Source organism: Cryobacterium suzukii (assembly GCF_004403185.1).
Lineage (GTDB): Bacteria > Actinomycetota > Actinomycetes > Actinomycetales > Microbacteriaceae > Cryobacterium > Cryobacterium suzukii.
In genome coordinates this window covers 576,968-603,780 of the sequence record NZ_SOHJ01000011.1, presented here as the reverse complement: position 1 = coordinate 603,780, position 26,813 = coordinate 576,968, and the positions used below count along the sequence as shown (strand labels likewise).

19 protein-coding genes and 1 riboswitch are annotated in these 26,813 nt (G+C 66.3%); of the genes, 12 read left to right on the top strand and 7 right to left on the bottom strand.

From position 1 onward, the window contains the following. Positions 1–169 precede the first annotated feature (169 nt). The 3 genes from E3T39_RS12455 (at position 170) to E3T39_RS12445 (ending at position 9,167) form a co-directional block, all read left to right on the top strand. Positions 170–3,850: a S8 family serine peptidase gene (locus E3T39_RS12455; RefSeq protein ID WP_241979681.1), complete on the top strand. Its 3,681-nt coding sequence runs from the start codon at positions 170–172 to the stop codon at positions 3,848–3,850. A 232-nt stretch (positions 3,851–4,082) separates the two neighbouring features. Further along, the gene (locus E3T39_RS12450; RefSeq protein WP_241979680.1) at positions 4,083–7,781 is read left to right on the top strand and encodes a S8 family peptidase; all 3,699 of its coding nucleotides are present in this window, start codon (positions 4,083–4,085) and stop codon (positions 7,779–7,781) included. 132 nt (positions 7,782–7,913) lie between these two features. Then, positions 7,914–9,167, top strand: a complete 1,254-nt coding sequence (locus tag E3T39_RS12445) for an MFS transporter (protein WP_241979679.1) — start codon at positions 7,914–7,916, stop codon at positions 9,165–9,167. 18 nt (positions 9,168–9,185) lie between these two features. Here E3T39_RS12445 and E3T39_RS12440 read toward each other — a convergent pair whose 3' ends face one another. Together E3T39_RS12440 and purU are read right to left on the bottom strand one after the other, a co-directional pair. Beyond that, on the bottom strand, positions 9,186–9,542 hold the full coding sequence (locus E3T39_RS12440) for a YrdB family protein (protein ID WP_241979678.1): 357 nt from the start codon (positions 9,540–9,542) through the stop codon (positions 9,186–9,188). Between the two features lie 45 nt (positions 9,543–9,587). Further along, complete coding sequence (gene purU / locus E3T39_RS12435) at positions 9,588–10,448, bottom strand: formyltetrahydrofolate deformylase (RefSeq protein WP_134515714.1); 861 nt, start codon at positions 10,446–10,448, stop codon at positions 9,588–9,590. Between the two features lie 196 nt (positions 10,449–10,644). Here purU and E3T39_RS12430 point away from each other — a divergent pair, with 196 nt between their 5' ends. After that, a complete protein-coding gene (locus E3T39_RS12430; RefSeq protein ID WP_134515712.1) occupies positions 10,645–11,949 on the top strand; it encodes an MFS transporter in 1,305 nt (434 codons plus the stop codon). Here E3T39_RS12430 and E3T39_RS12425 read toward each other — a convergent pair. Then, the gene (locus tag E3T39_RS12425; protein WP_241979695.1) at positions 11,946–13,421 is read right to left on the bottom strand and encodes an amino acid permease; all 1,476 of its coding nucleotides are present in this window, start codon (positions 13,419–13,421) and stop codon (positions 11,946–11,948) included. The genes E3T39_RS12430 and E3T39_RS12425 overlap by 4 nt on opposite strands. A gap of 398 nt (positions 13,422–13,819) precedes the next feature. On the opposite strand from E3T39_RS12425, the gene E3T39_RS12420 reads away from it, so the two are divergent. The 6 genes from E3T39_RS12420 to mnhG are packed head-to-tail and all read left to right on the top strand — an operon-like array spanning position 13,820 to position 20,155. Continuing rightward, positions 13,820–16,768: a Na+/H+ antiporter subunit A gene (locus E3T39_RS12420; protein WP_134515710.1), complete on the top strand. Its 2,949-nt coding sequence runs from the start codon at positions 13,820–13,822 to the stop codon at positions 16,766–16,768. Continuing rightward, entirely contained in the window at positions 16,765–17,295 is a 531-nt protein-coding gene (locus E3T39_RS12415; RefSeq protein ID WP_134515708.1) for a sodium:proton antiporter, read from the top strand. The genes E3T39_RS12420 and E3T39_RS12415 overlap by 4 nt, the downstream gene beginning before the upstream one ends. Then, positions 17,292–18,899, top strand: coding sequence for a Na+/H+ antiporter subunit D (locus tag E3T39_RS12410; protein WP_134515706.1), 1,608 nt, complete (start codon positions 17,292–17,294; stop codon positions 18,897–18,899). The genes E3T39_RS12415 and E3T39_RS12410 overlap by 4 nt, the downstream gene beginning before the upstream one ends. Beyond that, entirely contained in the window at positions 18,896–19,519 is a 624-nt protein-coding gene (locus E3T39_RS12405) for a Na+/H+ antiporter subunit E (protein ID WP_134515704.1), read from the top strand. The genes E3T39_RS12410 and E3T39_RS12405 overlap by 4 nt, the downstream gene beginning before the upstream one ends. Next, complete coding sequence (locus tag E3T39_RS12400; protein WP_241979677.1) at positions 19,516–19,785, top strand: MrpF/PhaF family protein; 270 nt, start codon at positions 19,516–19,518, stop codon at positions 19,783–19,785. Before E3T39_RS12405 ends, E3T39_RS12400 begins: the two co-directional genes overlap by 4 nt. 37 nt (positions 19,786–19,822) lie before the next feature. Next, positions 19,823–20,155, top strand: coding sequence for a monovalent cation/H(+) antiporter subunit G (gene mnhG, locus E3T39_RS12395; protein WP_134515702.1), 333 nt, complete (start codon positions 19,823–19,825; stop codon positions 20,153–20,155). 84 nt (positions 20,156–20,239) lie between these two features. Here the strand turns inward: mnhG and E3T39_RS12390 are convergent, their stop codons facing one another. Beyond that, positions 20,240–20,896: an FMN reductase gene (locus E3T39_RS12390; RefSeq protein WP_134515700.1), complete on the bottom strand. Its 657-nt coding sequence runs from the start codon at positions 20,894–20,896 to the stop codon at positions 20,240–20,242. A gap of 1 nt (position 20,897) precedes the next feature. Continuing rightward, the gene (locus tag E3T39_RS12385; RefSeq protein WP_134515698.1) at positions 20,898–22,070 is read right to left on the bottom strand and encodes an LLM class flavin-dependent oxidoreductase; all 1,173 of its coding nucleotides are present in this window, start codon (positions 22,068–22,070) and stop codon (positions 20,898–20,900) included. 193 nt (positions 22,071–22,263) lie between these two features. Further along, positions 22,264–22,352: riboswitch (ZMP/ZTP riboswitch) on the top strand. 23 nt (positions 22,353–22,375) lie between these two features. Between E3T39_RS12385 and glyA the strand changes: the two genes are divergently transcribed. After that, positions 22,376–23,668: a serine hydroxymethyltransferase gene (gene glyA / locus E3T39_RS12380; RefSeq protein ID WP_206751157.1), complete on the top strand. Its 1,293-nt coding sequence runs from the start codon at positions 22,376–22,378 to the stop codon at positions 23,666–23,668. A gap of 201 nt (positions 23,669–23,869) precedes the next feature. Next, positions 23,870–24,754, top strand: a complete 885-nt coding sequence (locus tag E3T39_RS12375; RefSeq protein WP_134515821.1) for a bifunctional methylenetetrahydrofolate dehydrogenase/methenyltetrahydrofolate cyclohydrolase — start codon at positions 23,870–23,872, stop codon at positions 24,752–24,754. A 130-nt stretch (positions 24,755–24,884) separates the two neighbouring features. On the opposite strand, the gene E3T39_RS12370 is transcribed toward E3T39_RS12375, so the two are convergent. Both E3T39_RS12370 and galK read right to left on the bottom strand, forming a co-directional pair. Continuing rightward, positions 24,885–25,427, bottom strand: coding sequence for a gamma carbonic anhydrase family protein (locus E3T39_RS12370; protein WP_134515696.1), 543 nt, complete (start codon positions 25,425–25,427; stop codon positions 24,885–24,887). Between the two features lie 213 nt (positions 25,428–25,640). Further along, positions 25,641–26,804 carry a galactokinase gene (gene galK / locus E3T39_RS12365; RefSeq protein WP_241979694.1) on the bottom strand — a complete coding sequence of 388 codons (1,164 nt, stop codon included), beginning with the start codon at positions 26,802–26,804 and terminating at the stop codon, positions 25,641–25,643. Positions 26,805–26,813: the final 9 nt, after the last annotated feature.

Here is a 26,813-nt window from a genome sequence, read left to right as displayed (position 1 = left end):
AACGAGAGATCTCGCCAACCAAGATTGTGCACAAGCCAAGGTAACGATCGTGTTACCGAGCAATCTGCACACTGTACGGGGCCATGGGCCGTGCGATACGTTCACGATCACGCCGTACCCCGAACTGGGGCAAAGCGGCTAGCGCACTCCGATCGGATTGGACACGCACGTGAGATCACTCTTCAGGCGAACCACACTTTCGCCCGAAAGCCCGAATATCGTTCCCCGCCAAACCCTTCCCCTGCAGCAGGGGCTCAGGGTGATTGCGCTCGGCGTGACCACGACCATGGTCGCTGCCGGCGCCCTCGTCGGTGTGACCGGAGCCACCGCAGTACCCATGGCCCCCGGGCTGGCCGGCGCTATCGGTGCCGGCCAGTCGGTCACCGACTTCACCGATGGCCGCTACATCGTGACCCTGGCTGACGATGCCGTCGCCACCTATAACGGCGGGGTCGACGGGTTCGCTCCGACCACACCGGATGCCGGTGCCCGCCTCGATCCGCACAGTCGCGCCTCGGCGAGCTATTCCCATTACCTGGGCGGGAAGCAGAAGCAGGTGGCGGCATCCGTCGATGCCACGATCGACTATTCGTATACTCTCGCCCTGAACGGGTTCGCCGCCGACCTCTCCGCCGCGCAGGCCGCAGCGCTCTCGGCCGAGAAAGACGTCGTGGCCATCACTCCGGACGAACTCAAGCACATAACGGCTACCTCATCAACTGATTTCCTCGGTCTCTCCGGGGACGGTGGTGTCTGGGCGAAGACCGGCGGCGCAGACACTGCGGGGGAGGGCGTCGTTATCGGCGTGATCGATACCGGTCTTGCTCCGGAGAACCCCTCCTTCGCCGGCGACGTGCTCGGTAGTGCGCCCGGAGACGAGCCATGGCTCGACGGTGACACGATCACCATGACCAAGAGCGACGGCACTGTCTTCACGGGTGAGTGCGTGACCGGCGTGCAGTTTGACGCAACTGACTGCAGCACCAAGGTGGTCGGTGCACGCTACTTCGTGACCGGCTTCGGCGCCGACCGTATCGGCACCGCAGGCACCGGCGAATACCTTTCGCCGCGCGACGGCGATGGTCATGGATCGCACACCGCGAGTACCGCTGGCGGAAACCACGACGTGACAGCGACCATCAGCGGCCTCGACTACGGTCTCATCTCCGGCGTCGCCCCGGCGGCCAAAATCGCCGCCTACAAGGTGTGCTGGTCCGGCCCCGACCCGGCGGTGTCGACCGACGATGGCTGCGCTACCTCCGACCTGCTGGCCGGCATCGATCAGGCCGTCGCCGATAACGTCGACGTGCTCAACTATTCGATCGGCGGCGGAGCAGCCGACACCACGGTCTCCCCGACCGACCAGGCCTTCCTCGGCGCAGCGGCAGCCGGTATCTTCGTGGCCGCCTCGGCCGGCAACTCCGGTCCCGGCGCGTCCACCCTCGACAATGCCGCCCCGTGGATCACCACGGTCGCGGCGAGCACCATTCCCGGCTATGAGGCCACTGCCACCTTTGGCGACGGCACGGCCTACGCTGGCGGATCAATCTCGGTCGACCGAACAGCTGGCGCCACACCGCTGGCTGGCACCCTTGTGCGCGGTGACCTCGTGGCTGTTACCGGCCACGACCCGGCCGACGCTCTGCTCTGCGGCCCGGGTTCGCTCGACGCCGATCTGGTCGCCGGAACCATCGTGTTCTGCGAGCGCGGGATCTATGACCGGGTCTCAAAGTCCGCTGAAGTCCTGCGAGCCGGCGGCATTGGAATGCTCCTCGTAAACAGAAATCCGGGCTCGGTCGATACCGACGAGCACACCGTGCCCACAATTCACCTGGACGCCCCGTACTGGGCGGCTACCTATTCCTATGCGGGCAGCGCCGGGGCATCCGTTATATTCACGGATGGGAATACGACCAGTTACACGCCGCCGACACCGCAGGTGGCCGGGTTCTCGTCGCGTGGACCGGTTCTTGCCGACGGCAGTGACATTCTCAAGCCCGACGTGACCGCGCCGGGCGTGGCCATTCTCGCCGACGGCCCCAACGCTGCTGGTGGGGAGCCAAGCTGGCAGTTTCTCTCGGGCACGTCGATGTCGAGCCCGCAGATCGCCGGACTGGCTGCGCTGTACCTGGGCGAACGCCCGCTCGCGACCCCGGGTGAGATCAAATCGGCCCTGATGACGAGCGCCTACGATACCGTCGACGCCGAGGGTGTCACCATCACCGACCCGTTCACTCAGGGGGCCGGACACGTCGACCCGACGCGAATGTTCGAACCAGGCTTGCTCTACCTGAACGGTACCGCCGACTGGTACTCCTACATTCAAGGCATCGGTTATGACGTCGGTGCCGACCCGGTGGACCCGAGCAACCTCAACCTGGCCTCCATCGCGATCGGCTCACTGACCGCGCCGGAAACCATCACTCGCACCGTCACGAGCACCGAAGCTGGCACCTTCACCGCCCAGCCGGTGAGCGTTCCTGGCATCGACGCGGTCGTCTCGCCCAGCACCCTGAGTTTTGGTGCCGCGGGTGAATCGGCCAGTTATACCGTGACCTTCACCCGAACGGATGCCCCGCTCGACACGTTCTCGACCGGCTCACTCAACTGGGTGAGTGACTCGGGCACGCTCGTGCACACTCCCGTCGCCATTCAGCCGGTGACCCTCGTAGCCCCCGCCACCGCGGACGGCACCGGGGTTGATGGTTCGGTCGACGTGTCCATCACACCGGGAGCCACCGGGGACGTGGCGCTCAACCTGATCGGCCTCGCGGCCGGGCTGCACCAGAGCGACCCCGCCGACCCGTCGAGTCCGACCAGCGGCACCGGCACCGCCGGCGACGAATTCCGCTACCAGGTCGAGGTGCCAGCTGGCACCCAGCTCGCCCGGTTCGACCTCGACGCGCTCGATCAAACCGCCGACCTTGACCTGATCGTCTACCGGCTAAATGGCAACGGCGGGGATCCGGTTGCCGGCTGGCAGTCCGCGACCGGATCGGCCGACGAGCGGATCGACCTGATCTCTCCGCAGGCTGGCTTCTACCAGGTGATCGCGTCGGTCTACAGCGGAACGACGGCGTTCGACGTGAACACCTATGCGGTGCTCGCCGGCGCCGGCGAGGGGTCGCTCGTGGCCGACCCGCCGGTCATTGCCGGCCAGCAGGGAGTTGAGGCAACGTACTCGCTGTCCTGGTCTGGCCTAATGCCCGAGACCGGGTATCTCGGGCTGGTCGGCTACGGCGACACCACGGTATCGACGGTGGTGTCCATCGCCAGCGGCCCAGCGCCCGAACCGAAGGCGCCCGTGAACACGGTCGTGCCGTCGATCGAGGGCACCGCGGTGGTGGGCCAGACGTTGACCGCCAACCCCGGTATGTGGGATGTCGCCGGCGTGGAGTACACGTTCCAATGGCAGGCCGATGGTCGCGACGTCATGAAGGCCACCAAGGCCGACTACAAGCCGACCAAGTCGCTCGGCGGCACGACGCTTACCGTGGTCGTGACGGCGCGGGCCGACGGGCTGCCGGCGGGCACGGCCACCTCGGCCGGGGTCGTCGTCAAGTACGGCGCCGCGGTTGACCTCGCGGTCGATTCGAGGGCCACGCCGCACTCGACGGGTGTGAGGATCGAGGTGTCGGTGCAGACCGACGCCCCAAGCCGAGCCCAGCTCGGGACAGTGCAGGTTCTGGTCGATGACCGGAGCTACGACATAACCCTCGATCAGAACGGCCGGGGATCGCTCTCCCTGACCGACCTGGACCGCGGCATCTACACGGCGACCGCGCAGTATGCCGGTAGCGACCTCGTGGCTGCGGCGACGAGCAAGCCACGCACGCTGACCGTGCGGTAGCCGGGCCGAGCGCCAGGCGCGCGCCGCAGCATCCGTTTTGAAGCGGATGCTGCGGCGCGCGTCTGCGTGCACGCCGGCGCGGATCGCTGCCAGACGTACCTGTGGAATACCCCTATCCGCGGGGCGGTCAGCGCGCTACGGTCACCAGCGAACTGTCCCGCGCATCGGAGCAGCGAACCGTTTCCGCCGTGGAACGAGACCACCTCGCACCCTTATTAGATTGGACACCAACGTGAGTTCTTTCTTCAGGCGCACGATGCCTGCGCCGGATTCAGCGCTGAACCCGGCGTCGACATTCCGTACGCGTCGCCGCGCCACAATCGCGGCCACCGTCACCGTCGCCCTGGTGGGCGCTTCAGTACTCGTCGGTGGCACCGTTCCCGCTGGCGCTGCCCCGGCTGCGACCGGCCTCTATGGCAGCATCGCCTCTCCTGGCGGACAACGCATGGACTTCACCGCCGGACGTTACATCGTGACCCTCAGCGACGAGGCTGTCGCCTTGTATCAGGGCGGTGTCAACGGCTTCTCGGCCACCATGCCGGGCGCCGGAGCTAAGCTCGACGCGCAAAGCCGCTCGGCCGAGACCTACAAGGACTATCTCACCCGCCTGCAGAATGAGGTGGCAGCATCCGTTGACGCCACCGTGGCGTATTCCTACGCGCTCGCGGTGAACGGATTCGCCGCGGAGTTGACCGGCAAGCAGGCGGCAGCCCTCGCTATCAAGAAGAACGTGGTGTCGGTCGTCCCCGACGCTCTCCGTCACGTGACCGCCGAGTCGTCGACCGACTTTTTGCGGCTGAGCGGGCCGACCGGACTGTGGTCCAAGCTGGGCGGATCCAGTGAGGCTGGCAAGGGCGTGGTGATCGGCGTGCTCGACACCGGTATCGCCCCGGAAAACCCCTCCTTCGCCGGATCATCGCTCGGCACGACGCCGGGTGATGAGCCGTGGCTCGACGGTGACACGATCACCATGAATAAAGCCGACGGGACCACCTTCACCGGCACCTGCCAGACCGGTGAACAGTTCACAGCGGATGCCTGCAGCACCAAGGTGATTGGCGCGCGTTACTTTCTCGACGGATTCGGCGCCGACCAGATCGGCGACGCGTCAACGGGTGAATACGTATCCCCGCGCGATGGTGACGGCCACGGTTCGCACACCGCGAGCACCGCCGGCGGAAACGTCGACGTTGCCGCGAATCTGAACGGCGTCGACTTCGGCGTTATTTCGGGCGTGGCCCCGGCCGCCAAGATCGCCGCCTACAAGGTGTGCTGGTCGGGCCCCGACAACTCGGTCACGACCGATGACGGGTGCGCGGACACCGATATTCTGCGTGCCATCGACCAGGCCATCTCCGACGGCGTGGATGTCATCAACTATTCGCTCGGTGGCGGTCCGGCCCAGACTACGTTCTCACCCACCGACCAGGCCTTCCTCGGCGCGGCAGCAGCTGGCATCTTCGTGGCCGCTTCCGCAGGTAATGCCGGACCCACGGCGTCCACCCTCGACCACGCATCACCGTGGATCACCACGGTCGCCGCGAGCACGATCCCCTCGTACGAGGCCACCGCCACCCTCGGGGACGGCTCGCAATACGCGGGCGCCTCGATCACCGTTGACCGCACTCCCGGAGCCACCCCGCTCTCCGGCGACCTGGTGCGGGCCGACCTCGTATCGGTGGACGGCTTCGACGCGGCCGACGCACTGCTCTGTGCGCCGGATTCCCTCGACCCGGCCAAGGTGGCCGGCGGGATCGTCTTCTGCCAACGCGGCGTTTACGACCGAGTGGCAAAGTCGGCCGAGGTGTTGCGGGCCGGCGGCAGCGGCATGCTGCTGGTCAACCGCACGCCGGCCGACGTCGCCACCGACGATCACTCGGTGCCGAGCATCCACCTGGACGCAAACGCCTTCGACCCGGTCTTCGCATACGCGGCGACGGATGGCGCGACGGTCACGTTCGCGCCCGAAAACACCACCGCCACGCAGACCCCGGTGCCCCAGGTGGCCGGGTTCTCCTCTCGTGGACCGGTGACCGCCGACGGCGGTGACCTGCTCAAGCCCGATATCGCCGCACCCGGTGTCAGCATCCTGGCCGACGGACCCAATGCGGCCGGGGCCGAGCCGACGTTCCAGTTTCTGTCGGGCACCTCCATGGCCAGCCCGCACATCGCCGGTCTCGCCGCGCTCATTCTGGGCTTTCGGCCGCTCGCGACCCCGTCCGAGATTAAATCGGTCATGATGACGACCGCGAAGGACACGGTTGACGCCAACGGTGACCGGGTGACCGACCCGTTCGCGCAGGGTGCCGGGCAGGTCAATCCCTCGTCCTTCGACTCTCCGGGACTGGTCTACCAGAGCGGACCGGCCGACTGGCTGGCCTACCTGCAGGGGATCGGGTTCGATGCCGGTGTGGAGCCGATCGACGCGAGCAACCTGAACCTGCCGTCGATTCAGATCGGAGAGCTGACCGCAACGGAGACGATCACCCGCACGGTGACCGCCGTACGAGTGGGTACCTACACGGCCATCCCGATCGAGATTCCCGGCATCAACGCTGTCGTTTCGCCGGCCGAGATGACGTTCGCTGCGGTCGGCGAGAAGCAGCGTTACACGGTGACGTTCACTCGAACGGATGCCCCGCTCGACGTGTACGCGACCGGCTCGCTGGACTGGGGCTTCGGCAATCGTGGTTCGGGTGACCCTGGCGACTTCTTCGACGTGGTGCACAGCCCGATCGCCGTTCGTCCGGTTACCGTTGTCGCCCCGCCCGAGGTGGCTGGAGCCGGCCGGGAAGGTTCGGTAGACGTCACCGTGGACCCGGGCGGGTCAGAGCCGGTGGCGCTGAACCTCAGCGGGCTGGCCAACGGAATGCATCAGAACAACGCCGACGACCCCTTCGCCCCGCACACCGATGCGGGCACGACCGGCGATCAGTTCACCTACGAGGTGGAAATTCAGGAAGGTCGGCTGGCCCGGTTCGATCTGAACGCCGTCGATGATTCAACCGACCTCGACCTGTTCGTGCTGCTGCTCGACGGCGCCGGTGGCGAACCCGTGGCTGGCTGGCAGTCGGCTACCGGTTCCGCTGACGAGCACGTTGACCTGGACGCCCCCGAGGCCGGTTTTTACCAGGTTATCGTGGACGTGTTTTCCGGTTCCACCGCGTTCGATGTGAACACCTTCTCGGTCTCGTCGGGAGAGCCCAGCCATGGGTTCACAGCAACCCCTCCGGCGATCCAAGGACCGCAGGGCGTTCCGATCACGTACACGCTGAGCTGGGCCGGACTGGTACCGAACACGCCGTACCTCGGTGTGGTCGACTATGGCGACAGCGCCGCGTCGACGATCCTCACCGTAGCGGCCAGCGAAGGCGGTGAAACGGACGCCCCGGTGAACACGGTGGCGCCCAGCGTGTCGGGTACGGCAGAGATCGGGTCGGTGTTGACTGCTGATCCCGGCCAGTGGAACACCGAGGGCCTCGCCTTTGGCTACCAGTGGCAGAGCGATGGCGTCGACATTGCCGGTGCAACCTCGGCGAGCTTCACATCGACCACCGCGCTCGCCGGAACCACATTGACCGTGGTGGTGACCGCCACGGTATCGGGCGGGCCGAGTGCCACGGCGACGTCGGCCGGGGTCGTTGTGAAGTATGCCGCGAAGATCGCGGTGAGTATCAACCACCGGGCCGTCTTCTTCTCCAGCCGGGTCACCGTGTCCGTCACGGTCACCAGCAAGGGTGAGGTCGGCGACACGGCGACAGTAACAGTCGACCAGCGCCGGTTCACCGTGGCGCTCGACGCGAACGGGCACGGCCGCGTCACGCTGCCGAAGCTCAGTCGTGGCCTGTACAAGGTGGTCGGGCACTACGCCGGCAACGACGCGGTCGCCGCAGCGACGAGCCCGGCGCGTTCCCTGCTGATCGCGCGGTAGCCGCGCGCGCTCGCCCGCAACCCAGGCCCTGTCTCTCTCTGGACGGGGCCTGGGCCCCGTCCACGGGCCCAGTTTAGAAACTGGGCCCGTGTTCATAAGGTGGGCCCGCGCGCGGCAGCTTAGGCTGGACGGATGCGATTGTCGGGATGGATGCGGGGGCGGCCCAGGGCATCCGCTGTACCAGGGTCGGCTGCCTCGGGCTCGAGCCCGAAGCCCCGTTTGAATCGCGATGTGATCGTGCTCGGCGTCATCGCCTTCTTCGTGATGGTGGGGTTCGGCGTTGTCGTTCCGGTGCTTCCGGTTTATGTGCAGAGTTTCGGGGTGGGCAACCTCGAGGTCGGGGCCGTTGTCTCGGCGTTCGCGCTCATGCGTTTTGTGTTCAGTCCGGTCTGCGGGCGCTTGATCGACTGGGCGGGGGAGCGCACCGTGCTGGCAATCGGCATCGGAATCGTCGCCCTCTCCAGTGGGCTGGTCGGCGCCGCAGACAGCTATCTGCAACTACTGCTGCTGCGCGGTGCGGGCGGTATCGGCTCAGCCATGTTCTCGGTGTCGGCGATGACGCTGCTGCTGCGCACCGCCGAGCCGGGCCGGCGGGCCCGCGCGATCGGTTTCTATCAGGGCGGATTTCTTATCGGCGGCATGGCCGGCCCGGCGATCGGCAGTCTGCTCGCCACGATTTCCCTGACCGCGCCCTTCTTCTTCTACGCTGGTACCCTCACCGTGGCTGGCCTGGTCGGGCTGTTTATGTTGCGCTCGGGCGGGCGAGGCGGCGCGCTGGCCGGAGCCGACGCATCCGCCGATCGCACACCCTTTCGCACGGTGTTGCGCGATGAGCGCTTTCGCGCGGCCTGCATTGCCAACTTTGCCCAGGGCTGGACCTCGCTCGGGGTGCGCACCACCCTCATTCCCCTGTTCGTCGTCGTGGTTCTCGGCGGAACGAGCTCGTGGACCGGCATTGCCCTCGCCGCCGCCGCCGTGGCCCAGGCGCTCGCCCTCGCGCCGGCCGCCCGCTTTGTCGACACTGTCGGGCGAAGACCGGCCATCATCGGGGCGTTCGCTGTCGCCGGACTCGCGATTGTGGCCATCTCGTTCTCACCGAATATCTGGGTTCTCGGCACCCTGCTCTGCGTCTACGGAGTCGCGGCCGCGTTCATGGGCACCGCACCGGCCGCAGCCGTGGGCGATGCCGCTGGAGCCCGCGGCGGCCGCCCCGTATCGGTGTTCTCTATGTGTGCGGATGCCGGTGCCATCGTCGGTCCGCTCGTCGCGGGTTTGCTCGTCGACACCTTCTCGTTCTCGGCCGGGTTCGCGGTCGGCGGGATCTTCCTGGTCCTCGCCGCCGCCTACGCGCTGCGGATGCCGTCGGAACGGCGCGTTGCTGCCTGAGTCGCTTTAGCGGACGGGTCAGCGGAGTTCTTTGCGACCCGAAATGACGCCGCTAACCGTGGCGACGACGCCGAAGATGATGGTGATGATGGGGAAGCCGAGATCCCACCAGGCGATCGCGGCCGAACCGAATATCGCGATCTCGATGAGTGCTTTACCGAACGGATCGAGGCGGAACACGGCCTGCGGGGACCGGAACAGGGCCCAGACCAGAATCGCGAAAGCCGGGGTGGCGAGGCCGAACAGGATGCCGGGCCAGGGGAGTGGCCAGGCGATGAAGCCCCAGAGTCCGAGGCTGATGAAGGCGAAGAGTTCGAGCACGAACCTGAGCATGTCATTGGGGCCAATTTTCGGCAGTTCGCGCGTATCTGTCACCCGTCAAGCTTAGCGATGCGCTCGGGGGCCCGCGAAAGCGCGCTGCTACTTGAAGATGATCGTGCGAGCCCCGTCGAGCAGCACCCGGTTCTCTGCGAACCACTTCACCGCCTGCGTGAGCGTGCGGCTCTCTTCGTCTTGGCCGATCGAGACGAGCTCGGATGGTGTGCGCGAGTGGTCCACCCGCACCACGTTCTGTTCGATGATCGGCCCCTCGTCGAGGTTGCCGGTCACGAAGTGCGCCGTCGCCCCAATGAGCTTCACGCCCCGTGCGTGCGCCTGGCGGTACGGGTTGGCACCCTTGAACCCCGGTAGGAACGAGTGGTGAATGTTGATCGCCCGACCGTTGAGCCTCGCGCACAGCTCCGGCGACAGAATCTGCATGTAGCGGGCGAGTACGACGAGTTCGATATCGAGTTCGTCGACCGCCTCGAGAACGCGCACCTCGAAAGCGGCCTTGCTGGCGGCATCCGTTATTGGCAACGACTCGAAGGGAACCCCGTAAAACCCGACCAGATCGCGCAGCGTGCCGTGATTGCTCAGCACGAGCGGAATCTCGACCGGCAGCTGGCCACCGCGCTGCCGAAACAGCAGGTCGTTCACGCAATGGCCGGCCGACGAGGCGAGCACGAGCGTGCGCAGGGGGCGTCCGACGACATCGATGATCGACTCCATGGCATAGCGTGCGATAACGGGCGCGAGCGCCGCCTCGAGCTCGGGTCGGGTCGCCGGCGACTGCACCTGCAGGCGCATGAAGAACCGCCCGGTGTCATCGCTGGAGAACTGCTGGCTCTCTGAGATATTGCCCTGCGCCTGCACGATCGCGCCGCTGACTGCGTGCACGATGCCCGGCTGATCGGCACAGACCAGCGTGATAACCCAGTGATGCGGGGTGGAAGAAGTCATTGCCTCAGAATACCGGGCGGCCTGGCGGATGCCGTGGCCCGACTACCTTGCCGCCGCACCGCGTTTGGGTAGACTACTTGTTGGCCGTACTGAACAAGCCGGCCCCGGGCGCGCACGTCGGCGCGCAGTCGAGTGGCTTTGACCTCGGTGTGAATGGTCCCACCGGTCAGCTTCGACTCTCAGCACGAATGCAGACATGACCAATACAGCCAATATTTTTCTGCCCACCGGGTCGATCCCCGCCGTGCCTTCCGCCCGCTCCCGCGCGACCGAACCGCGGTTTCCCTGGGCCGGGCTGATCACCCTGTCCGCCGCCGTATTTCTTTCGGTCACGAGCGAAATGCTGCCGACGGGCCTGCTCCCCGAAATGAGCCGCAGTCTGGGCGTCGCCCAGTCGCAAATCGGGCTTCTCGTCTCGTGGTTCGCCTTCACGGTCGTGCTCACGAGCGCCCCGGTCGCCATCTGGACCCGTCGCTTTCCGCGCCATGGCCTGATCATCGTCGTGCTCATCATCTTCGCGGTGAGCAATATCCTCACCGCCGTCGCTCCGACCTACGAGTTCGTCGTCGCCGCCCGAGTGCTCGGCGGCGTCGCGCACGGCTTGTTCTGGTCGGTTGTCGGCGCCTACGCTGCCCACCTCGTGCCGAAAGCGCAGATCGGTCGCGCGGTTTCCATAACGGTTGCGGGCGGCACGCTGGCCTTCGTTTTCGGGGTGCCGCTCGGCACCGCGGGCGGGCATTTGCTCGGCTGGCGCCTCTCCTTCGTCGTGCTCGCCGCCCTGATGCTCGTTGGTGCGGTGCTGGTCTGGAAGTTTTTGCCACCGGTGGCGCGGCACTCGACGGGCGCATCGGCATCCGCTGACACGACCAAACCGGTGACAAAAAACCTTCGGGACGCGACAGTGCCGGCGGTGGCCCTGATCTGCAGCATCACCGGCATCACAATGATCGGCCACTACAGTTTCTACACGTACATCACGCCGTTCCTGCTCGATGGGCTTGGCGTCGACCCCGTGCTCCTGGCCCCGCTGCTCTTCGTCTACGGCGTGGCCGGCGCTGTCGGACTGCTGCTCGTCGGTACGGTTTTCGGACCCCGACCGAGCCTCGGCCTGGTTCTGGGCCTCGCCGCGAGCGCCGTCAGCGTGAGCCTGCTCGCCATGTTCACGGCGACCCTGCCCGTCGCGATCGTCGCGTTCGTGCTCTGGGGCATGACTTTCGGTATGCTGCCCCCGCTGCTGCAAACCCGGATGCTGCACGCCGCATCGCCGCAGATCCGCGACACCGCAAGCGCCTTCTACACCACCGCGTTCAACGCTGGTATCGGCGGTGGCGCACTGCTCGGCGCGGTGCTGATCGACAACGTTGGAATCGAGCTGGTGCCGATCGTCTACGTCGGGGTGCTGGTCGTGGCGCTCCTGCTCGTGATCATCACCGACCGCATGACGCCTGCCGCCGCGACTGACCATCGAGCGGCGCAACGCTCAGAGAAAGCGAACGGCTAGGGGCGGGGTCGATCGGATAACGGACGATTGGCGACCACCGGCACGTGGCCGGTGAAGCCCTCGCGGGCCGCCGCAATCTCGAGAATGCGGCCGCGGCAGGCGTACCAGCCGATCATCAGTCCCGGAATGATGAGCACGAGTGAGCTGATCGTGAGCGTGCCGACCGGCCAGTCGAATGCCATCAATACGAGTACCCCGACCAGGAAGACGAGTGTCACGTAGCCGGAGTATGGCGCCCAAGGCATGCGGAACACCGGGCGCACCAGAATGCCCCGTTTGGCCCAGGCTTGCAGTCGAAGCTGGCACAGCACGATCATGCCCCAGGCGCTCACGATGCCGATCGCAGCCATGTTGAGCACAATCTCGAAGGCATCGTCGGGCACGATGGCGTTGAGTCCGACGCCGAGCAGCGTCACGACCCCGGTCAACAGGATGCCGCCGAACGGCACCCCGTTGCGGCTGATCTTGCCCGCGAAGCGCGGCGCCGAACCGGCGAGTGACATCGACCGAAGTATGCGGCCGGTGGAATATAGGCCCGCATTGAGCGAGGACAGCGCCGCCGTGAGCACGACGAGGTTCATGATCACGTCGACGCCGGCGACTCCGATCGTGGCGAAGAAGGTGACGAACGGGCTCTCGCCCGCCTTGTAGGCCGTGTATGGCAAAAGCAGCGAGAGCAGCAGGATCGAGCCAACGTAGAACACCGCGATGCGAATGATGACCGTATTGATCGCCTTGGGCATCACCTTCTCGGGGTTCTTCGTCTCGCCCGCCGTTGTTCCGACCAGCTCGATCGAGGCATAGGCAAAGACGACGCCCTGTACGACCAATACGGATGCGATCAGCCCGTTGGGCAGCCAGCCCCCGTTTTCGCCGATCAGCGTAAACCCGGCCGTGGCGCCGTCCAGCGGCGTGCCGAAAATAACCATCCAGGTCCCGACGATCAGGAACGCCACGATCGCGAGCACCTTGATGAGAGCGAACCAGAATTCCATCTCACCGAACACCTTGACCGACAGCAGGTTGAGGAACATGACCAGGCTGAGGGCCGCGAGGGCATACAGCCACTGCGGCACCGAGCCGAACGGTGCCCAGTAGGTGGCGAAGAAGTTCATATACAGGGCAACCGCTGTCACATCAACGATGGCTGTCATAGCCCAGTTCAGCCAGTACAGCCAGCCGGTCACGAATGCCGTCTTCTCGCCGAAGAATTCGCGTGCGTACGACACGAAGGAGCCGGAACTCGGACGGTGCAGTACGAGTTCACCGAGCGCCCGAAGAATGAGAAAGGCGAAGAAACCGCAGACTGCGTAGACGAATACCAGGGCGGGGCCTGCGCTGGCCAGGCGTCCGCCAGCACCGAGGAACAGCCCGGTGCCGATCGCGCCGCCGATCGCAATCATCTGCACGTGGCGAGATTTAAGTCCCTTGTGCAGCGCGTCATCTTCGTGCACGCTCAGGGCGTCTTCGATGTGTTCGAAGGGGGTCTCCCCGGGCGGATTCGCGTGGTCGTGATGTCCGTGCGGCTCAGACGACGAGGCACCCGGTGCGGGACTGGAGGAGGGATTCTGGCCGCGGGTGGGGCTCACAGGGGTGCTCGATTTCGCTGGCCGGTCGCTGGCGGCAGTTCTTCAGACTCAAAGAACAGTCAGACAGTGGCGCGGGAAGTGGCCGGAAACTACACACCCGCGCGCTTCTGGCGGCGGGAGGCGTCGGCCGGGGGATAGCGCAACCTTACTCTGTGGCCCTGACCGCACCGCCGCGGCTGGCACGCATTGGTGGATCCCCCCGTGTAGGGCACCTGCCGGTGGGTAGACTGGATTTTCACAGCCCGACCTGACAAGCCCGACCTGACAAGCCTGGAGGACTCATGGTTCCATTCCTCCTCGCTTTCGTGGTCTTGTCGGTACTCACACCGTGGCTGACCCGGCATCTGGGTAGGCGCGTCTTCTACCTGATCGCCCTGCTGCCAGCCGGTACCTTCGCCTACACGGTCACCCAGACGGCCACGGTCACAACGGGCGGGGCCGTAACCCAGTCGATCCCGTGGATTCCGCAGCTCGGCATCAGCCTCTCCTTTCGGGTCGACACCCTGGCTTGGTTGCTCGCCCTCGTCGTCACGGGAATCGGCGCCCTCGTACTGGTTTACTGTGCGCGCTACTTCACCGATGACGAGCCAAATCTCGGCCGTTTCGCCGCGCTCTTACTCGCCTTTGCTGGAACCATGTACGGGCTGGTCACCGCCGACGACCTGGTGATCATGTTCATGTTCTGGGAGATCACGAGCGTGCTCTCCTATCTTTTGATCGGGCATTACACGCACAAACGCGAGAGTCGTGGCGCCGCCCTGCAGGCCCTGATCGTGACGACCTTCGGCGGCCTGGTGATGCTGGTCGGCGTCGTGATGATCTCGGTCGCCTCCGGCACCACGAGCCTCGCGTACATCGTGGCCAACCCGGTGACCACCCAGATGGGCACCTGGGCCATCCTGCTCATTTTGGTCGGGGCGCTTTCCAAGAGTGCACTCGTGCCGTTCCACTTCTGGCTGCCCGCCGCGATGGCCGCTCCGACCCCGGTCAGTGCCTACCTGCACGCCGCCGCCATGGTCAAGGCCGGCATCTATATCGTCGCCCGCCTGGCCCCCGGCTATGCCGACAGTGACGGTTGGCTGCCGGTTCTCGTCACCCTCGGTGTGTGGACCATGGTGGTCGGGGCCTGGCGGGCCCTGCGCCAGTATGACCTCAAGTTGCTGCTCGCCTACGGCACGGTCAGCCAGCTCGGCTTTCTCATGATCGCGATCGGGTTCAACACCCGCGACACCGCGCTCGCCGGCGCCGCCCTGCTCCTCGCGCACGCACTGTACAAGGCGACGCTCTTTCTCGTCGTCGGGGTCATCGACCACCGGGCCGGCACCCGGGATTGGCGCAAACTGAGTGCTGTCGGGCGCAGCGCCCCGGCGCTCGCCGTCATCGCGCTCGTGGCGGTCGCGTCGATGGCAGGGCTTCCGCCGCTATTTGGTTTCGTCGCCAAGGAGGCCGTGTTCACCTCACTGCTCGACGCCGGTGTTGGCGGTTCCGGCTGGGGTTATGTTGCGCTGATCGGCACGGCCGTCGGATCCGTTCTCACGGTGGCCTACAGCATCCGTTTCTTCTGGGGCGCTTTCGGAACGCGCAAGCAGCAGCCCGCCACAGTACTGCACGCGAGCCCGTGGGACACGCTTCTCGCCCCCGGTGTGCTCACGGTGGCGACGATCGGCCTCGGCCTGTTCGCCTCGGTGCTCGATCCACTGCTCACCCCCTACGCCGATACCGTGCCGGGCGCCGGCAGCCTGACCGAAGCGCCGTACCATCTGGCGCTCTGGCATGGGCTGGAACCGGCCCTGTACCTCAGCGCGGTTGTCCTTTTGCTCGGAGTGCTCATGTTCCGCGCTCGCCGCGGAGTATTGCGGCTGCAGGCCAAGGTTCCTGACTACATCGATGCCGGCCGCGGCTATGGAAAGGCAATTCGCGGCGTTGACCGTCTTGCAGCCCGGGTCACCCACTTTGCCCAGCGTGGCGGGCTCCCGCAATACCTCGGAACCATCCTCACCGTTTTCGTGCTCGCCCTCGGCTTCGCGGCCTTCGTGAACCGCACCTGGCCCGACACAATCGTGTGGTGGGACTACCCCGGCCAGGTGCTCATCGCACTGATCATGGCCATCTGCGCGGTCATGGCGGCGCGGGTCGGGCAGCGGATGACCGCCGTGATCCTTGCCGGTGTCACCGGTTACGGCCTCGTCGCCCTGTTCGCTTTTCACGGCGCGCCCGACCTCGCCCTCACCCAGGCGCTGGTGGAATCGATCACCCTCGTAATTTTCGTGCTCGTACTGCGCCGCCTGCCCGCAAACATTGCCCAGCACAACAAACCGGTGCGCCCCAAGCGACGCCTGCTGATCGGCAGCCTCGTGGGCCTGGTCATGGGCACGATCGGTTTCATCGCGCTCGGCGCCAGGGACTTCGCGAGCATCGCCGGCGCCCTGCCCCGACTGTCGGTCGAAGACGGTCACGGCGACAACATCGTCAACGTGATGCTCGTCGACATACGCGCCTGGGACACCATGGGCGAGGTGTCCGTGCTCATTGTCGTTGCGACCGGCGTCGCGAGCCTGCTGTTCGTCTCGGGTCGCAATGCCGTCGTGCCGCGCCTGAAGGAATCCCGCAGCCTGCGTTCGGCGGCCAACCGTCGCCGAGTCGTCGCCGACCCTGAACTTTCGAGCGAGGGCCACGCCGTCACCCGGCAGGCGTTCATTCTCGCCGGGCGCAAGAATGATCCGCGCAGCCGGTCAATTCTCATCGAAGTGCTCGTGCGGCTGCTCTTCCACCCGGCCATGATCGTGTCGATCTACCTGCTTTTCGCCGGCCACAACCTGCCCGGCGGCGGATTTGCTGGGGGACTACTGGCGGGCCTGGCGCTCGTGGCCCGGTATCTCGCCGGCGGACGCTACGAGCTCAGCGAAGCCGCCCCGATCGACCCGGGCAAGCTTCTCGGCCTCGGCGTCATTCTCGCCGTGGGCATGGCCGTCGTCTCGCTGTTCTTCGACGGCGTTCCGCTCGAATCGGCCTACTTCACGGCGACTGTTCCCGTGCTTGGCGACCTGTCGTTCGGCACGTCGACCATCTTCGATATCGGTGTCTACCTCGTCGTCGTCGGCCTGACCTACGACATTCTGCGCAGCCTCGGCAGCGAGATCGATCGGCAGAGTGAGAATGACGAGATCGGGCCGCGGCCGGACACCGCTCCCGAGGGCGCCTCAACGACTCCTGAGGAGGTCACCCGATGAGCGCCTCCCTCACCCTCGTCATCGTGATGGCCGTCATGTACGCGGCCGGCGTCTACGTGATGCTCGAACGCAGCCTCACCCGGGTGCTGATCGGCTTCCTGCTGGTCGGCAACGCCACCAACCTGCTCATCTTCATCATGAGCGGGCGCCCGGGCAGTTCACCCATCGTTACCGGTACGAGCGTTGAGGACATGGTCGATCCGATTCCGCAGGTGCTCATGCTCACCGCGATCGTGATCAACTTCGGCATCACCGCGCTGCTGCTCGCCCTCATCTACCGGTCCTGGTGGCTGGCCCAGCTCGGCGACGAGGGCGATACCCTCACCGACGAACACGCCACCGAGAGTGCCGACGAGGCCGACACCACCTTCCTCTCCTCGTCCGACGATGACGACGCGATTGCCGAATCCCTCGACGAGTTCGAGCGCGGTGACGGCGCCACGAGCGACGAAGACACCGTCTCCAACAAAAAGGATGCTGCCAGCCGGGCCGCTGCATCCGCTTCTGACCGGGGGGACGCGCGATGACCGCCATGGTTCCCCTCATCGTGTGCCTGCCGCTGCTCGGTGCTGCCGCAGCGCTGATGCTCGGCCGGCGCCGCCGCCTGCAGGTACTGGTCAGCGTGCTGAGCCTCGCCGCCGCCACGGTGATGAGCGCGGTATTGCTTGTATTGGTCGACCGGACTGGCCCCGCCGTGGTGCAGGTCGGCGGCTGGGAGGCACCGTGGGGCATCGTGCTCGTCGTCGACCGGCTCTCGGCGATCATGCTGCTCATCTCAGCGCTCATGCTGCTCGGAGTGCTGCTGTTCGCGGTGGGCCAGGGCGTCGTCGACGGCGACACCGAAACGCCGGTGTCGATTTTTCACCCCACCTATCTCGTGCTGGCCGCCGGACTGTTCAACGCCTTCGTGGCCGGTGACCTGTTCTCGATGTACGTCGGTTTTGAGATGCTGCTCTCGGCCAGTTATGTGTTGCTGACCCTCGGCGGCACCGGCGCCCGCATTCGGGTGGGCATCACCTATATCGTCGTGAGCCTGGTGTCGTCCCTGCTGTTCCTCAGTGCGATCGCCCTCATCTATGGCGCCACCGGCACGGTCACCCTCGCCTTGATTGCCGAGCGGATGCCCGACCTCCCCGCCGATATCCAGCTGATCCTCGGGCTGTTGTTGCTGATCGCCTTCGGCGTGAAAGCGGCCGTGTTCCCGATGTCGTTCTGGCTGCCGGACTCCTATCCGACCGCGCCGGCGCCGGTCACCGCGGTCTTCGCCGGGCTGCTGACCAAGGTCGGTATCTACGCGATTCTGCGCACCCAGACGCTGTTCTTTCCGGACAACCAGTTCTCTATGCCGCTCATGATCGTGGCCGGGCTAACCCTGCTCGTGGGCATTCTAGGAGCGCTAGCCCAGGCGGACATTAAACGGCTGCTGTCGTTCACGCTGGTCAGCCACATCGGCTACATGCTGTTCGGCATTGCGATCGGCACGCCGCTCGCCATCGCCGCGACCATCTTCTACGTCGTGCACCACATCGTTGTGCAGACGACCCTGTTTCTAGCTGCCGGCCTCATCGACCGGGTCGGCGGCACCACGTCGCTGTCGCGCCTCGGCGGGCTGCTGGGATCGTCGCCGCTGGTGGCCATACTGTTCTTTCTGGGTGCCCTCAACCTCGGTGGTATTCCGCCGTTCTCGGGCTTTCTCGGCAAGATCGCCCTGTTTCAGGCCGGCACGATCGTCGGCGACCCGATCATCTACGTGCTGATCGGGGTCGGTGCGCTCACCTCGCTGCTCACCCTGTATGCCCTGGCCAGGGCCTGGAACATGGCGTTCTGGCGGCCGAAACAGCAGATCAAGGATTACACCGCGTCAATGTCGGCGTCGCTTGTAGAAGACCCACAGGACGAGGGAATCGTGCTGAAAAAGACGATCTCCCCGCTCATGATCGGCGCGACTACCTCCATGCTGGTGCTGGCCCTCGGCCTCACAGTGTTTGCCGGGCCCATCTTCGAGCTGACCACCCGGGCCGCGGGCAACATCAGCTCGCCGTCCACCTACATCGACGCCGTGTTTCCAAGCGGTACCGGAGCGATCGAAAACAGCAACGTGGGCACCAACTTCGAGGGCGGCGCGAAATGACCACGCCACGCGAACGCCTCGCAGCCGTCGGCAATCAGATTCCACCGCTGATCGCCCTGATCGTGTTGTGGATGCTGCTCTGGGGCGAGTTCTCCTGGCTCAACCTGCTGGTCGCGTTCGTCGTGGGCATCGTGGTGACCGTGGTGTTCTACCTGGTGCCGGTGCAACTGAGTGGGCGGTTGCATCCGCTGCACACCGTCGTTTTCTTCGTGCGCCTCATTCTGGATATCGTGCGGGCGTCGATCGACGTGTCCTGGCTGGCCGTCAAGCCTCGGCTGGTCACGTCGAACGCAATTCTGGCGATTCGGCTGCACACCCGCAGCGACCTCATTCTCACCTGGACCGCCGTTGCCACGTCGATCGTGCCCGGCTCGATCGTGGTGGACATCGACCGGGAATCTTCTATTTTGTATCTGCACGTGCTCAACCTGCACAGCGCCGCTGACATCGAGAGTTTTCGGCGGCAGGTACTCGACACCGAGCGGCGTATTGTGCGCGGTTTCGGCTCACGCGAAGACGTCGAGCGGATGCGCGGGGTGCTGCCCGTAAACCGGCCCAGCGCTCGTCGGCCCAGCGCTCGCCGCGGCGCGGGATCCGAACCAGGAAAGGGAACCCCATGATGTTGCAGATTGTGGCCGTGGTCGCTTCGCTGATGTTCGGGATTGGTGCCCTGCTCTGCGTTTACCGCATCATCATCGGCCCGAGTGTGCTCGACCGGGTCATCGCCTCTGACGTGCTCGTAGCGACCATTATCTGCGCCCTCGGCGCCGAGATGGCTTTGAACCGGCACACCGACACCCTGCCGGTGCTGCTCGTGCTGGCCCTGTTCGCGGTGCTCGGGTCACTGAGCGTCGCCCGCTTTCTGCCCGGCCGGGACAGCGCATGAGCGCCGTGCTGCACCCGACCCGACGCGGGGTGCGCCAATGAGCGCGGTGCTGCACGATGTGCTCACGGCGATTCTCGTGCTCGCCGGCGGGGCCATGTGCCTCGCCGCTGGAATCGGACTCATCCGCTTTCCCGACGTTCTGTCGCGCCTGCACGCGGCGACCAAGCCGCAGATCTTCGGTCTCATGGCCGTGACAGCAGACGTCGCGATCAACAATTTCTCCGTCGGCACGGTGACCCTCGTTGTCGCGATCGTCGTCTTCCAGGCCCTGACAGCGCCAATGGCCGCGCACCTCGTGGGCCGGGCCGCCTACGAGACCGAGCACCTGCGGCCCGACCTGCTCATCGTCGACGAGCTGAAGGACCGCTGACCGGCGCCATTGCTCGCGGCACTGAGTAGGGATGACGGCGCCCCTACCTCGGGGTGCCCGGTTCCGCAACGAGTGCCGCGAGCCCTACTGTCGAGCCGGAGGTCCGCCGGACGGGCCGAAGCCGGATGGGTTGAAGCCGGCGGGCAGCTCGAACGGGTCGGGCACGCGGGTGGAACGGTCGGAGGAGGCGACCAGGGCGGCAAGTTCGCCGGCGGCGCGTTCAATGCGGGCCGGCAGGGTAGCCAGGCGGCTGTCGAGACCGCCAGCGCCGCTGCCCCAGTCCTCCGAAGCGGCGAACACCGAAGTGGGCACCACGACAGCGTGCAGGTAGGTGAACATCGGGCGCAGCGCGTAGTCGAGGGCCAGCGAGTGTCTGGCCGTGCCGGCGGTCGCACCGATCAGTACCGGCTGGTCGGTGAGGGACCGATTGTCGATCACATCGAAGAACGACTTGAACAGGCCACTGAAGCTGGTCGTGAAAATCGGAGTGACGGCGATCAGGCCGTCGGCCGTCGTGACGGCCTCGATCATCGTTTCCAGGCGCGGGCTGGCGAACCCGGTGAGCATGTTGTTCATCACGTCCTGCGCGTAGTCGCGCAATTCGAAGGTCACCACCCGGGTCGTGACACCCTCGTCCCGGAGACGCACCACGGTGGCGGTGGCGAGTTTATCGGCGAGCAGACGAGTGGATGACGGCTGGCTGAGGCCTGCAGACACGACCGCCAGGGTACGCTCGGCCAACTCAGGCTCCCGTCTTGCCGGCACCGGCGGGAGCGATTGCGGCGGCGGTGTCGAGGTCTTCGTGGATCACCGCGGTGGTGGCATCCGTCACCCGGGTGGCGCCGGCGGCGGCGATCACCAGGGACTCGTGGGTGGGAGCCTCTGGCACGTCGGCCGGGCGGTTCTTCGCGAACTCCTTGCGAAGCACGGGCACGACCTCTTCGCCGAGCAGGTCGAGCTGCTCGAGTACGGTCTTCAGCGGCAAGCCGGCATGGTCCATCAGCCAGAGCTGGCGCTGGTAGTCACCGACGTAGTCCCGAAAGCCGAGGGTGCGATCGATGACTTCCTGCGGACTGCCCACCGTGAGCGGGGTCTGCGAGGTGAAGTCCTCCATGCTCGGGCCATTGCCATAGACCGGGGCATTGTCGAAGTAAGGGCGGAACCTACGTTTGGCGTCCTGGGAGTTCTTGCTCATGAACACCTGGCCGCCGAGTCCGACGATGGCCTGTGCGGCGGTGCCGTGGCCGTAGTGCTCGAAGCGTTGACGATAGAACTGCACCATCTTCGCGGTGTGCGAGGCTGGCCAGAAGATGTGGTTCGAGAAAAATCCGTCGCCGTAGTACGCGGCTTGCTCGGCGATTTCGGGGCTGCGGATGCTGCCGTGCCAGACAAAGGGCGGCACACCGTCGAGCGGCCGCGGGGTGGACTGGAACCCCTGCAGGGGGGTGCGGAACTGTCCTTCCCAGTCGACGAAATCCTCGCGCCACAGCCGGCGGAGCAGGGCGTAGTTCTCCAGGGCCAGCGGGATGCCCTCACGGATGTCCTTTCCGAACCACGGGTAGACGGGGCCGGTGTTTCCGCGGCCGAGCGTCAGGTCTACGCGGCCGTCGGCGACGTGCTGAAGCATGGCGAAGTCCTCGGCGATCTTCACCGGGTCGCTCGTTGTGATCAGCGTCGTCGCGGTGGAGAGGATGATCCGTTGGGTTTTCGCCGCGATGTAGCCGAGCATGGTCGTCGGCGACGACGGAACGAACGGCGGGTTGTGGTGCTCGCCGGTCGCGAAGACGTCGAGGCCCACCTCCTCGACCTTCTGCGCAATGGTGAGCATGGCCTTGATCCGGGCGTTCTCGGTGGGGGTGTCGCCCGTGGTGGGATCGGTGGTGCTGTCCCCGACCGTGAAGATTCCGAACTGCATGCCATCCTCCAAATTTCAATGCGTCTGCATGTATATCGATGACAACGGCCACCCGCCCGCCGCTATTCCCGGCCACTGGGGATTCTCGGCACCTCGTATTGATCGGGGCACCCGTAGCTGGGAGTGCCCCGATCGCGAAAGGGTGCCACGAGGCGCGGGCGGATGTTTGGACCGACAGCATCCGCTGATATGCTGGCCGAGTCGCAACTGGCGTAGCACGAAGATGGGTCACCATCGGGGAGCGACTGACACGGTTAGTGGCCGCACGCCTGGGCCGCAACATCCATATATATAAGGAGAACTCCGTGCCTGATTCCGCCACCGCTTTGACGTCAACCTTCAACGAACCGCTCTCGGTCGTTGACCCCGAGATCGCCGCCGTGCTCGAGCAGGAGCTCGGCCGCCAGCGCGACTACCTCGAAATGATCGCGAGCGAGAACTTCGTTCCGCGCGCCGTGCTGCAGTCGCAGGGCTCTGTGCTCACCAACAAGTACGCAGAGGGCTACCCGGGGCGCCGCTACTACGGCGGCTGCGAGTACGTCGATGTCGCTGAGCAGCTTGCCATCGACCGGGCGAAGAGCCTGTTCGGTGCCGCCTACGCAAACGTGCAGCCGCACTCCGGTGCCACCGCCAACGCTGCCGTGCTCTCCGCCATCGCCACGCCCGGCGATACCATCCTCGGCCTCGAGCTGGCCCACGGCGGCCACCTCACCCACGGCATGAAACTGAACTTCTCCGGCAAGCTGTACAACCCGGTCGCCTACGGTGTCGACCCGGAAACGTTCCGCGTCGACATGGACGTCGTGCGCGACAAGGCGCTCGAGAGCAAGCCGAAGGTCATCATCGCCGGCTGGTCTGCCTACCCGCGTCACCTCGACTTCGAAGCCTTCCGCGCCATCGCCGACGAGGTCGGCGCGCTGCTCTGGGTCGATATGGCGCACTTCGCCGGTCTCGTCGCTGCCGGCCTGCACCCCTCGCCCGTGCCTTACGCCGACGTCGTGTCGAGCACGGTGCACAAGACCCTCGCCGGTCCGCGCTCTGGCTTCATTCTGTCGCGCGATATGGCCCTGGCCAAGAAGCTCAACTCCAACGTGTTCCCCGGCCAGCAGGGCGGGCCGCTCATGCACGTGATCGCCGCCAAGGCCACCGCGTTCAAGCTCGCCGCCGAGCCCGAGTTCAAGGAACGCCAGGAGCGCACCCTGCGCGGTGCCAGCATCCTCGCCGACCGCCTCACCGCTGACGACTCGCGTGCGCACGGCATCGACGTGCTCACCGGCGGCACCGACGTGCACCTCGTGCTCGCCGACCTGCGCCACTCCGAGATCAACGGCCAGCAGGCTGAAGATGCCCTGCACGAGGTTGGCATCACCGTGAACCGCAACTCCGTTCCCTTCGACCCGCGCCCGCCGATGGTCACTTCCGGGCTTCGCATCGGCACGCCGGCCCTGGCCACCCGCGGGTTCGGTGACGCCGAGTTCACCGAGGTCGCCGATGTCATCGCCGAGGCCCTCAAGCCCGGCGCCGACATTGCCGCCCTCCGCGCCCGCGTCGGCGTGCTGACGCAGGCCTTCCCGCTGTACGCCGGCCTGCAGCAGTAGCTTTCTCGCGAGCGGATGCCTTTGGCCGGACCGGCCGGCGGCATCCGCTCGCGCCTGCCCCGCGCCCGTCCCCAGCCATCACCATTGGACGGGGCCCGGGCCCGATCCCGGGGCCCAGGTTATAGCCTGGGCCCGCGGACGGGGCCCGGGCCCCGTCCAAGCGAACTGAACTGAACCGATCGACAACAGTAGGGAACCATGATGACGGCAATCACACTCGACGGGGTCAAGACCGCGTCCGACATCAAGGCTGAGCTGCGGGGCCGCATCGCTGCTCTGCGCTCGCACGGCGTGGTACCCGGCCTGGCCACCCTGCTCGTTGGCAATGACCCGGGCTCCGAGACCTACGTCGCGGGCAAGCACCGCGACTGCGCCGAGGTCGGCATCGAATCGCTGCGCATCGACCTGCCCGGCTCGGCGACCAGCGCCGACGTGCGCGCCGCCATCAAGGATCTCAACAACAGCCGCGAGGTGACCGGCTACATCATCCAGCTGCCGCTTCCGGTCGGCCACAACGAGAACGCGATGCTCGAACTCATCGACCCGGCGAAGGATGCCGACGGCCTGCACCCGACCAACCTCGGGCGCCTCGTACTCGGCATCGAGGGCGAGCTGCGCTCCCCGCTGCCCTGCACCCCGGCCGGCATCGTCGAGCTGCTGCGCCGCTACGATGTGCCGATCGTGGGCAAGAATGTCGTCGTGGTCGGACGTGGCCTCACCGTCGGTCGTCCGCTCGGCCTGTTGTTCACCCGTAAGGGCCTCGACGCGACGGTTACCCTGACCCACTCGCGCACGGTCGACCTGGCCGGAGAGGTACGCCGCGCCGACATCGTCGTGGCCGCCGTTGGCGTGCCGCACCTGATCCAGGCCGATTGGATCAAGCCGGGCGCCGCCGTGCTCGATGTGGGAATCACCCGGGTGCAGGACCCGACCACGGGCAAGGGCCGGCTGACCGGCGACGTCCACCCCGACGTTGCATCGGTCGCTGGGCACCTCTCGCCCAACCCGCGCGGCGTCGGTCCGATGACCCGCGCCATGCTGCTCTCCAACGTGGTCAAGGCCGCCGAACAGTCCCTGCTGGCGTAGCGCCTCGGCCGGCGGTTCAGTCGGCGGTAGCTAACGCCGGTAAATTTGGCGACACGCCGTCACCTCAGCACAACTGGCCCGGCGCGTCGCAAATTTACCGGCACAACGGATGCTCGGCCTCCAACCGCAGCTACCGCTGGGTGAGGGCGGCGCGGTGCAGCTCGGTGTGCTCGAGATAGTTCTCGGCGTTGTGACGGATGCTGGCGATCTCGTCGTCGGTCAGCGGGCGTCGGACCTTGGCGGGGACACCGGCTACGAGCGAGCCGGGCGGCACGACGGTTCCGCCGAGCACGACGGCTCCGGCAGCCACGAGGGACCCGGTGCCGATGACGGCGCCGTTCAGAATGGTCGCGGCCATGCCGACGAGCACGTTGTCTTCAATCGTGCAGCCGTGCAGCACGGCGCCGTGCCCGACCGACACTCCGGTGCCGAGGGTGAGCGGAAAATCGGTGTCGACGTGGCAGGAGACGTTGTCCTGCAGGTTCGAGCCGGCCCCGATCGTGATCGGCTCGAGCTCGGCGCGCAGCACGGAGTTGTACCAGACGCTGGCCTGGTCGGCGAGGGTGACATTGCCGACGATGATGGCGCCGGGCGCGACGAACGCCGTCTCGGCGATGCTCGGGGCCGGAATGTTCGGCAGAACGATGATTCGGGCAGCGCTGTCAGCAGTCATACGCGTCAGCCTAGCCGAGCGGCTCCCCGGGGCCATGCGGGCTGGGCCCCGGGTTCCCGCTCGAGCGCGTTGTCGGTCGAGAACGAACGACGTCGGTGCACGACCCGGGTCAGTCCAGCGGGAATCACGACCATATCCCCAATGTCTTCGGCGGCGAGCAGCTCGTATCCGAGACCGGGAAGGAGGCGTCGGTGTCTGCGAGGTTGATCGGGCTCAGGGGCGCACGCCACCGTCGCGGGCTGCTCCATCGGCAGCGTGCACCACGAATAGGTCGGGTGTTGCAAAGCCTCGTTCGGCGAAGGCGGCCATCACGGCGGCCTTCACGGCCGGCACTCGATCGGTAGGAGTCAGGGCGATGGCCGCGCCACCGAAGCCGCCGCCGGTCATGCGCGCGCCGATGGCACCTGCACGACGGGCGGTGTCGACGGCCACGTCCAATTCGGGAGCTGAAATCTCGAAGTCGTCCCGCATCGACCGGTGCGAGGCATCCAACAGCGGCCCGATCGCCGTGCATCCGCTCGATCGCAGGGTCTGCACGGTGTCGAGCACGCGTTGGTTCTCGGTCACGATGTGACGCACTCGGCGAAAAGTTTCGTCGTCGAGCATCGCCTGGGCTCGGGTGAGATCGTCCAGGCTGAGATCGCGCAGTGCCGGCACGCCCAAAGCGCGGGCGCCGGCCTCGCACGACTTTCGGCGGGCGGCGTACCCGCCCGTCGCGTGCGAGTGGCTGACCCGGGTATCGATGATGAGTAGCTCGAGGCCTGCCGGGTGGAGTCCGAGCGGGATGACCTCAGCTGCGAGGCTTCGGCAGTCCAGAAATACCGCAGCGTCGGCCTGGCCGAGGAGCGATGCCGATTGGTCCATGATGCCGGTCGGGGCGCCGACGACACGGTTTTCGGCGAGCTGGCCAACGCGGGCCAGCGTCGCGCGGTCGAGATCCAGACCCCACACGTCGTTGAGGGCCACCGCGACGGCGCTTTCGAGCGCGGCTGACGACGACAGCCCGGCTCCCACCGGCACGTCGGAGTCGATATAGACCTCGAATCCGGGCACGACGGCGAGGTCTGCTCCGAACTGTCCGAGTGCCCAGGCCACGCCGAGCGGGTACGCTGACCAGCCGACGAGGTTCTCGGGAACCAGCTCGTCGAGGGAAACCTCAACGGTCTCGGCCGCGAAGGAACTCGCCACGCGAACGACTCGGTCGGTTCTGGACGCGAGCGCAACGACCGTGCGCCGATCGATGGCGAGCGGCAGTACGAAGCCGTCGTTGTAGTCGGTGTGCTCACCGATCAGGTTGACCCGGCCGGGCGCCGACCACAGGCCCGTCGCCGATCGATGGAAGTGACTCTGGAAGCCAACCTGGGCCGTGCGATCCAACGCACTGAC